The 8,637-nt window shown below is 70.7% G+C and carries 6 protein-coding genes; 1 reads left to right on the top strand and 5 read right to left on the bottom strand.

The window, feature by feature from the left end:
• The 5 genes from ABT085_RS40200 to ABT085_RS40180 form a co-directional block, all read right to left on the bottom strand.
• A partial coding sequence (locus ABT085_RS40200; RefSeq protein ID WP_351620117.1) for an ABC transporter permease occupies window positions 1–1,061 on the bottom strand: 1,061 nt, incomplete at its 3' end.
• Complete coding sequence (locus ABT085_RS40195) at window positions 1,058–2,020, bottom strand: ABC transporter permease (protein ID WP_351620114.1); 963 nt, start codon at window positions 2,018–2,020, stop codon at window positions 1,058–1,060. The genes ABT085_RS40200 and ABT085_RS40195, both read right to left, overlap by 4 nt.
• Window positions 2,013–3,530, bottom strand: coding sequence for a sugar ABC transporter ATP-binding protein (locus ABT085_RS40190; protein WP_351620110.1), 1,518 nt, complete (start codon window positions 3,528–3,530; stop codon window positions 2,013–2,015). The genes ABT085_RS40195 and ABT085_RS40190 overlap by 8 nt, the downstream gene beginning before the upstream one ends.
• Before the next feature lies 1 nt (window position 3,531).
• Window positions 3,532–4,629, bottom strand: a complete 1,098-nt coding sequence (locus tag ABT085_RS40185) for an ABC transporter substrate-binding protein (RefSeq protein WP_351620107.1) — start codon at window positions 4,627–4,629, stop codon at window positions 3,532–3,534.
• Between the two features lie 145 nt (window positions 4,630–4,774).
• Window positions 4,775–5,788, bottom strand: coding sequence for a LacI family DNA-binding transcriptional regulator (locus ABT085_RS40180; protein ID WP_351620104.1), 1,014 nt, complete (start codon window positions 5,786–5,788; stop codon window positions 4,775–4,777).
• Window positions 5,789–5,946: 158 nt separating this feature from the next.
• Here ABT085_RS40180 and ABT085_RS40175 point away from each other — a divergent pair, with 158 nt between their 5' ends.
• Window positions 5,947–8,550, top strand: coding sequence for a PA14 domain-containing protein (locus ABT085_RS40175; protein WP_351620101.1), 2,604 nt, complete (start codon window positions 5,947–5,949; stop codon window positions 8,548–8,550).
• Window positions 8,551–8,637: the final 87 nt, after the last annotated feature.

The raw sequence follows: 8,637 nt of genomic DNA, 5'->3' as shown, positions 1-8,637 counted from the left end.
CCGCGCGGCGCCCCCGGCGGCTCCGCCTCTCTCAGGACCCGGCGCCGACGCCCCAGCCAGGTCTGCGCGACGACCACCACGGCCAGGAAGGCGCCGCTGACGACCTGCTGGTAGGCCGAGTCCAGTGAGCCGATCTGGTTGATGACGTTCTGGATGACCTTCAGCAGCAGCACACCCACGAGGGAGCCGCTGATGAAGCCGAAGCCGCCGCTGAGCAGGGTGCCGCCGATGACCACGGCGGAGATCGCCTCCAGTTCCATCCCGCTGCCGAGGATGGTCACGCCCGACACCAGCCAGGCCGCGTTGAGCGCGCCCGCAAGCCCGGCGCACAACCCGGACAGCGTGTAGACCGCGACCTTCGTGCCCGCCACGGGCACGCCCATCAGGGCCCCGGCGTCCTCGTTGCCGCCGACCGCGTAGACGTACTGCCCGAATCTGCTGCGCCGCAGCACGATCGCACCCAGCACGAACAGGCCCACGGTGATCCACACGGGCACGCCGATACCGAGCAGCGAGCCCTGGCCGAGGGACGCGAAGAAGGAGTGCTTGTCGACCAGATAGGTCGTCGAGCCTTCGTCGGTGATCGCCAGGAGCAGGCCGCGGGCGCCCAGCATCGCAGCGAGGGTGACGATGAACGGGGCGAGCCGGACCCGCGCGATGAGCAGTCCGTTGACGAGGCCGATCAGTCCGCACACGGCGAGCGGCAGCAGCAGGGCCACCGCGCTTCCGTACTGCGAACCCCAGGCCGCGAGCACACCGCCCAGGGCGAACAGCGAGCCCACCGACAGGTCGATCCCGCCCGTGACGATCACGAAGGTCATACCGAGGGCGACCACGGCGAGGAACGCCGAGGACAGCGCCATGTTCTCCAGGTTGTCGCCGGTCAGGAACGTGTCGAAGCTCAGGGACGCGACGACCATGGCGATCACCAGGGTCACCAGCGCGCCGTGCTGCTGGGCGAAGGCGCCGAGCCGGTCGGAGCGGCTCGCGCGCGCGGGCGCGTCCGCGGCGGGATCGTCGGTCGTGACCGGCACGCCGGCCTCCTCGGTGTGCACGGTCATCGCCTGCCTCGTTCCCGGGCCGCGTAGACGGCGAGGACGATCACCACGGCCTGGGCGATCTGGGTCCACGACGGCGGAAGGTCGTGCTTGATGAGGGTGGTGGTGAGCAGCTGGATGAGTACGGCGCCCGCGACGGTGCCGCCGATGCGTACCCGTCCGCCGCTGAGCGGGGTGCCGCCGACGACCACGGCGGTGATGGCGGACAGTTCCATCAGGGTGCCCAGGGAGGTGGGGTCGCTCGCGGTCAGGCGCGCGGTGGCGAGGATGCCCGCGACGGCGGCCAGGGCGCCGGAGCAGACGTAGACCACCACGAGGACCCTGCTGACCGGCAGTCCGGCGAGCCGGGCCGCGGGCCGGCTGTCGCCGATGGCGAGCACCTGGCGGCCGAAGGTGGTGCGGCGCACCACGAACGCGACCAGGAGCGCGAGCGCGGCGGCGATCAGGACCAGGTAGGGCACGCCGAGCACGTCGCCGGAGCCGAGCGCCGCCATGCCGGGATCGCGTACGTCCTTGAGCTGCGGGAGCAGCACCAGGGCCAGGCCGCGTCCGGCGACCATGAGGGCGAGGGTGGCGACGATGGGCTGGACGCCGACGAAGGCGACGAGCGCGCCGTTGGCCACACCCACCACGATGCCGCCGAGCACCGCGATCAGTGCGCCGATCCAGGGCCCGTAGCCGAGGTAGAGGGAGAGCAGCGAGGTGGACAGGGCCATCACCGAGCCCACCGACAGGTCGACGCCCTCGGTGCCGATGGCCAGCGCCATGCCGAGCGCGACGACGAGGACCGGGGCGACCTGGACGGCCTGGGTGCGGAAGTTCTCCGTGGACACGAAGTACGGGGTGAAGGCGAAGTTGAACAGCAGCAGCACCACGACGCCCGCGTAGACGCCGTACTCCTGGAGCAGGTGCAGCAGCCGCACGCGGTCCAGCGTGCCGCGCGCGAGTGCGAGGTCAGCCATCGTGTCCTCCCGCGGGTGCGGATGCGAGGGCGCGCATCAGGCCGTCCTCGGTGACGTCGTCGCCGGTGAGTTCGCGCACCACCACGCCTTCCTTGAGGACGATCACGCGGTCGCTGCCCTCGATGAGTTCCTCGGTGTCGGAGGAGATCAGCAGGACGGCGAGTCCGTCGTCGGCGAGTTCGTCGATGAGGGCCTGCACCTCGGCCTTGGCGCCGACGTCGATGCCGCGGGTGGGCTCGTCGAGCAGCAGTACCTTGGGGTGCAGGGCGAGCCAGCGGGCCAGCAGTACCTTCTGCTGGTTGCCGCCGGAGAGTTCGCCGACCTTCTGGTGCGGGCCGGCGGCCTTGATGCGCAGCCGTTTCATGAAGGTCTCGACGATCCGGTCGATGCGGGAGTCGTCGACGAGGCCGAAGCGGGAGAGCGTGGGCAGCGCGGCGAGCGCGATGTTCTCGCGTACGGACAGGCCCGGCACGATGCCCTCGGTCTTGCGGTCCTCCGGCAGCAGGCTGATGCCGGCGCGGATCGCGGCGGCGGTGGAGCCGGTGCGTACCGGGGTGCCGGCGACGCTCACCCGGCCCGCGTCGGTGGGCAGCGCTCCGGCGATGGCCTTCGCGGTCTCGCTGCGGCCGGAGCCGAGCAGCCCGCCGAGTCCCACCACCTCGCCCGGCCGCAGTGCGAGCGAGACGTCGTGCAGTCGATGACGTACCGTCAAATTGTCTGCGCGCAGAACGGGTTCGGCCGTGGCGGTGTGCGAGCCGGAGAACTTCGTCAGGCCCTCCGTGCGCACCTCGCCGATCTCCCGGCCGAGCATCATGGACACCAGCCGCAGCCGGTCGAGGCCGGCCAGCGGGCCGGTGTGCACCACGCGTCCGTCGCGCAGGACGGTGACCGCGTCGCAGATCTCGTACAGCTCGTCCATGCGGTGGCTGACGTAGATGACCGCGACGCCCCGCTCACGCAGCATGCGGATCACCCCGAACAGGGTCGCCACCTCGCGTGGTTCGAGCGAGGAGGTCGGCTCGTCCATGATGACGACCCGGGCGTCGACCGCCACGGCCCGCGCGAGGGCGACCATCTGCTGGGCGCCGACGCCGAGTTCGCGCAGCGGTCGGCGCACGTCGACCCGGATGCCGAGCCTGCGCAGGGCCTCGTCGGCCTCGCGGTGCAGGCGCCCGAAGTCGATCAGGCCCAGCCGGCCGCGCGGTTCGCGGCCGAGGAAGAGGTTGCGGGCCACGCTCATCAGCGGGACGAGGTTGACCTCCTGGTAGATGGTGGAGATGCCCGCCTGCTGGGCTTGCAGCGGGGTGGCGAAGCGCACCGGCGCGCCGTCGTACGACACCTCGCCCGCGTCGGGCCGGTAGACGCCGGTGAGCACCTTGATGAGTGTCGACTTGCCGGCGCCGTTCTCGCCGACGAGGGCGTGCACCTGCCCGGCGTGCGCGGTGAAGTCCACGTCGGACAGTGCGCGCACGCCGGGGAAGGTCTTGGACAGTCGGGTCACCGAGAGCACGTCAGTAGGCCTTGCCGAGGTCCGTCTGGGCGTTGCCCTTGGCGTAGGAGCTGTCCTGGATGACGATGTCCTGGCCGACCTTGCCGCCCTGGGTGAAGGTGTCGAGGGTCTGGAAGGCGAGCGGGCCGAAGCGCGGGTTGGACTCGATGACGCCGTAGATCCAGCCGTCCACGATGGCCTGGACGGCGTTGCGGGTGCCGTCGATGGTGACGATCTTGACGTCGCCCGGCTTCTTCCCGGCGCCCTTGAGGGCGTTGACGGCGCCGAGGCCCATCTCGTCGTTCTCGGCGTAGATCCCGGTGATGCCGGGCTTGGACTGGATGAGGTTCTCGGTGACCGACTGGCCCTTCTCGCGGGCGAACTCACCGGTCTGCCGGAACACGATCTTCAGGCCGGGGGCCTTCTCCTTGATGCGGTCCTCGAAGCCCTTGGTGCGTTCGGTGGTGACGTTGTTGCCGGCCGCGCCGAGCAGGATGGCGATCTCGCCCTTGCCGCCGGTCGCCTCGATCATCTGGTCGGCGGCCCGCTGCCCCTGCTGGACGAAGTCGGAGCCGATGAAGCTCACGTAGTCCTTGCAGGCGGTGGCGTTGATCTTGCGGTCGATCGTCACGATCGGGATGTGCTTGGCGCCCGCGGCGCGCAGCACCGGCTCCCAGCCGTCGGAGTTCAGCGGTGCGATGACCAGCAGGTTCGCGCCCTTGGCGATGAGGTCCTGGACGTCGCTGATCTGCTTGGAGAACTGCGACTGCGCGTTGGCGGTGAGCAGTTTGATGCCGCGCTTCTGGGCCTCGGCCTTGATGGAGGCGGTCTCCGCGATCCGGAAGGGGTTGGCCTCCTTCTCGGACTGGGAGAAGCCTACGGTGGCGCCCTTGAGGTCGAGTTTGCCGCCGCCGTAGGCGTCGACGGTGCAGGTGGGTCCGGAGTCGGTGCTCGGTGAGGCGACCTGCTGCCCGGCGTCGTCCTGCTGGGCGGTGGAGGTGCTCTTGCCCGAGTCGTCCTCGGACTTGGTGCATGCGGTCACGAGCGCCAGGCTCGTCACGAGGCCTGCTGCGAGGAGGTGGCGTGCGAAGGCGGGACGGGCAACTGCGTTGGTCTTCATGGGAGTCCCCCAAACGGCGCGGCCCCGGCGCGTGAGAGCGCTCTCGGGGAGGCTGGCTCTTGCGGTCAACTCGGTGTGCTCGTCGTTCCGGTGAGGTTTTTACATCGTTGGAAGGAGGCTGTAAACCCCTCCGTTCGAAATCCCGTCAGCGCCGCCCCAGCGTGCTCTCCCGCTCAACCAGCCTGAATTCCGCGGTCAGTTCGCGCCCACCGGGCACTTCGCGCCCCGACAGACTGCGCAGCAGCGAGGCCACGGCCATCCGGGCGATCGCCTGCTTGTCGGGCGAGACCGTGGTCAGGGTGACGGCCCCGAACCGCCCCTCGGCGAGGTCGTCGAAGCCCACCACCGCCACGTCCCACGGCACCCGCAGACCCCGCTCGTGCAGCACCCGCATCGCCCCGATCGCGATCAGATCGTTGTAGGCGAAGACGGCGTCCGGGCGCACACCCGAGTCGAGCAGCTCGGCCATCGCCCGCGCCCCGTCGTCGCGGTCCCAGCCGCCGACCGGCACCACCAGGCTGTCCGGGGCCGGCACCCCGGCCGCGGCCAGCTCCTCGCGCCAGCCGGCCAGCCGCAGGTGGGCGGGCCGGTTCGCGGAGTCGGTGCGCGCGCCCAGGTAGGCGATCCGGGTCCGGCCGCGGCCCAGCAGATGGCGGACCGCGCACCGGGCCGCGGCCACGTTGTCGATCGCGATGTGGTCGTAGGGCAGGTCGTACACCCGCTCGCCGAGCAGCACCAGCGGCACGTCGTCGGACCGGCCCTGGAGGTCCTCGGCCTCCAGCTCCAGCGGGCTGAGGATGAGCCCGTCGATCACCCGGGCCGGCAGGCCCTGGCTCACCAGGATCTCCTGCTCGCGGTCGCCGCGCGTGTGGTCGAGCAGGACGGTGAACTCGTGCTCGGCGGCCGCGTCGATCACGGCCCCGGCCAGCTCCGCGAAGTAGGGGTTGCCGAGCTCGGGAACGGCCAGCGCGATGATCCCCGTACGCCCCTTGCGCAGATGACGCGCGGTCAGGTTGGGCCGGTAGCCGAGCTCGTCGATGGCCGACTGCACCCGGGCCCGCATCGCCGGGGTGACGTGCGGATAGTTGTTCACCACGTTGGACACCGTCTTGATCGAAACGCCTGCGCGTTCCGCCACGTCCTTCAGGCTGACCCGCAAGGGATCTCCTCAGCGTCGATGGGCGCCGCGTCCTCGGAGCCTGTGCTCTGCCCCTGGACAGCGGCCGGGAGCCGTGCTCTCATGCCAACTGCCGTTCCTTCCAACGTTGTACAGACTGAAGCAACGAGCCGCCACCCTTCCTCAGCCAAGGAGGATCCGTGCGCACCAAACCCCTCAGGCAACGCCTCGCCCTGCTGCTCGCCGCAGCCCTGGGCGCCGCGGGACTCGCCGCGACACCCGTCGCGCACGCGGCCGACGACCCCGTCGAGGTCCATGGCCTCAAGGGCGAGTACTACACCCAGTCCGCCCCCGGCGCCTTCGACTTCCACCAGCTCAAGGCGACCGGACTGGACCCGAACCTCGACTTCGACACCCTGGAGCCGCGCCTGAACTTCGCCACCGGGCAGTCGGACGACGTCAGCGTCCGCTGGACCGGCCGGATCGTGCCGGAGAAGACCGGCCCCACCACCTTCTCGATCACCGGCGACAACGGCTTCCGCCTCTGGGTCGGCGACACCCTGGTCATCGACCACTGGGTCGACGACTGGGACCGCGAACAGACCGGCGCCCCGGTCGAGTTGACCGCCGGCAAGGCCTACGACATCAAGGTCGAGTACTTCGAGCACTACGGGGGCTCCAACCTCCACCTGCGCTGGACCCCGCCCGGTGGCACCAAGACCGCCGTCCCGTCGTCCGCGCTGCGGCTGCCCGACGGCTACGACTACGACGGCGCCACCGCCACCGCCGTCCGCACGGACGGCCGCACGCTGCGGCTCGACTTCGCGCAGCCCCTCGCCGCTCCCCCGGCGGACCTCACCGACCACATCGACGCCGTGATCGGCGGCGCCACCTGGCCGCTCGGCGCGGCCCGGCTGGACCCCGCCGACCCCAAGACGCTCCTGATCACCCTGGAACAGCCCGTGGTCGGCAACAAGGACGGCACCGCGTCCGGCCTCGCCGACGTCCGCTACGACGGCGCGGGCGGCCTGGCCGGAAAGGACGGCAACGTTGTCAAGTCCTTCTGGAGCAGCGGTGCCAACCGGTCGACGTACGAACTGCGCACGAAGTGGGCCGACGAGGTCTCCCCGCGCAACGCCCATCCCGAATACCCGCGGCCGCAGTTGACCCGAGGGGCCTGGCAGAACCTCAACGGCTCCTGGCAGTTCGCCGCCGCACAGGCGGGCGAGCAGCCGCCGGTCGGCAGGAATCTCGGTGAGAAGATCCTCGTCCCCTACCCCGTCGAGTCACAGCTGTCCGGCCTCGAACGGCACGAGGACCGCATGTGGTACCGGCGCACCTTCACCGTCCCGGCCGGCTGGAAGATCGGCTCCGGCAAGCGTCTCCAGCTGAACTTCGGCGCGGTCGACTGGCAGGCCGAGGTGTACGTCAACGGCCACAAGGTCGCCGAACACCAGGGCGGCTACGACAAGTTCAGCGCCGACATCACCGACGCCCTCAAGCCGGGCCGCACCCAGGAGCTGATCGTCGGCGTCTACGACCCGACGGACGCGGCCGACGGCGAGAACCCGCCCGTGGGCAAGCAGCGACTGGACCCGAGCGGCATCTGGTACACCCCGTCCTCCGGCATCTGGCAGACCGTGTGGCTGGAGCCGGTCGCCGCCGACCACGTCGACACGCTCAAGCTCACCCCGGACGTGGCCGCGGGCACCCTGACGATCGAACCGCAGGGCGTGCGCGCCGGACTGCCGGTCACCGCCACCGCGTACGCCGGCAAGCACCGCGTCGCCACCGTCACCGGCCGCAGCGGCAAGGCCCTCACGCTGCGGATCCCGAAGGCCCACCTGTGGTCGCCGGACGACCCATTCCTGTACGACCTCAAGGTGAGCGTCGGGGGCGACCGCGTCGGCAGCTACTTCGGGATGCGGTCGATCACCGTGGAGAAGGTGAACGGCGTGCCGCGCACCGTGCTCAACGGCAAGCCGGTCTTCATGATGGCCACGCTCGACCAGGGCTTCTGGCCGGACGGCCTGTACACCGCGCCGACCGACAGCGCCCTCGCCTACGACCTGAAGATGCACAAGAAGATGGGCTTCAACGCGGTGCGCAAGCACATCAAGGTGGAACCCGACCGCTGGTTCTACTGGGCCGACCGGCTGGGCCTCATGGTGTGGCAGGACATGCCCGCGATGACGGCCGGGGTGAACCCGTCGACCGCCGCCCGCGCAGAGTACGAGCGTGAGATGAAGCAGATGATCGACGAGCACATCAGCAGCCCGTCGGTCGTCATGTGGGTCACCTTCAACGAGGGATGGGGCCAGTACGACATGGCCCGCATCGCCGACCAGGCCAAGGCCTGGGACCCGACCCGGCTGGTCAACAGCATGTCGGGCATCAACCTCGGGGCCGACGGAGGCACCGGCGACATCATCGACGAGCACGGCTACCCCAGCCCCGCGCTGCCGCCCCACCCGGACGGCAGACGCGCCCTGGTCAGCGGCGAGTACGGCGGCCTGGGGCTCGCGGTGCCCGGTCACGCCTGGTCGGTCCAGCAGTCGTACGTCGACGTCGATCCCTCGACCTACACGGACGACTACCTCCAGAAGCTGGCCGAGGTGCACGCGCTGGCCTGCAAGGGCGGCAACGGCGCCGTCTACACGCAGATCTCGGACGTCGAGGGCGAGCTGAACGGCCTGCTGACGTACGACCGCAAGGTCGTCAAGCCCGATGTCGAGCGGCTCGGCGCGGCCCAGCGTGCGCTGATCGCCGACGCCTCGCAGGCGACGCCCGCCGGCTGCGCCTGACCCGGTGACGGCCCTCGGCGGACGCCTCCCCGCGCCCAGCCGTGTGCCGTGCGCCGATCCCCGCACGACCGCGGTCCGCCCGCCGCC

Origin of the sequence: Streptomyces sp. NPDC002265 (assembly GCF_040296125.1) — a bacterium.
Lineage (GTDB): Bacteria > Actinomycetota > Actinomycetes > Streptomycetales > Streptomycetaceae > Streptomyces.
This window is presented reverse-complemented; position numbering and strand designations above follow the sequence as displayed.

Coding starts and splice junctions, on each gene's coding strand:
- ABT085_RS40185 (WP_351620107.1), bottom strand. CDS start 4,629: ATGAAGACCAACGCAGTTGCCCGTCCCGCCTTCGCACGCCACCTCCTC.
- ABT085_RS40195 (WP_351620114.1), bottom strand. CDS start 2,020: ATGGCTGACCTCGCACTCGCGCGCGGCACGCTGGACCGCGTGCGGCTG.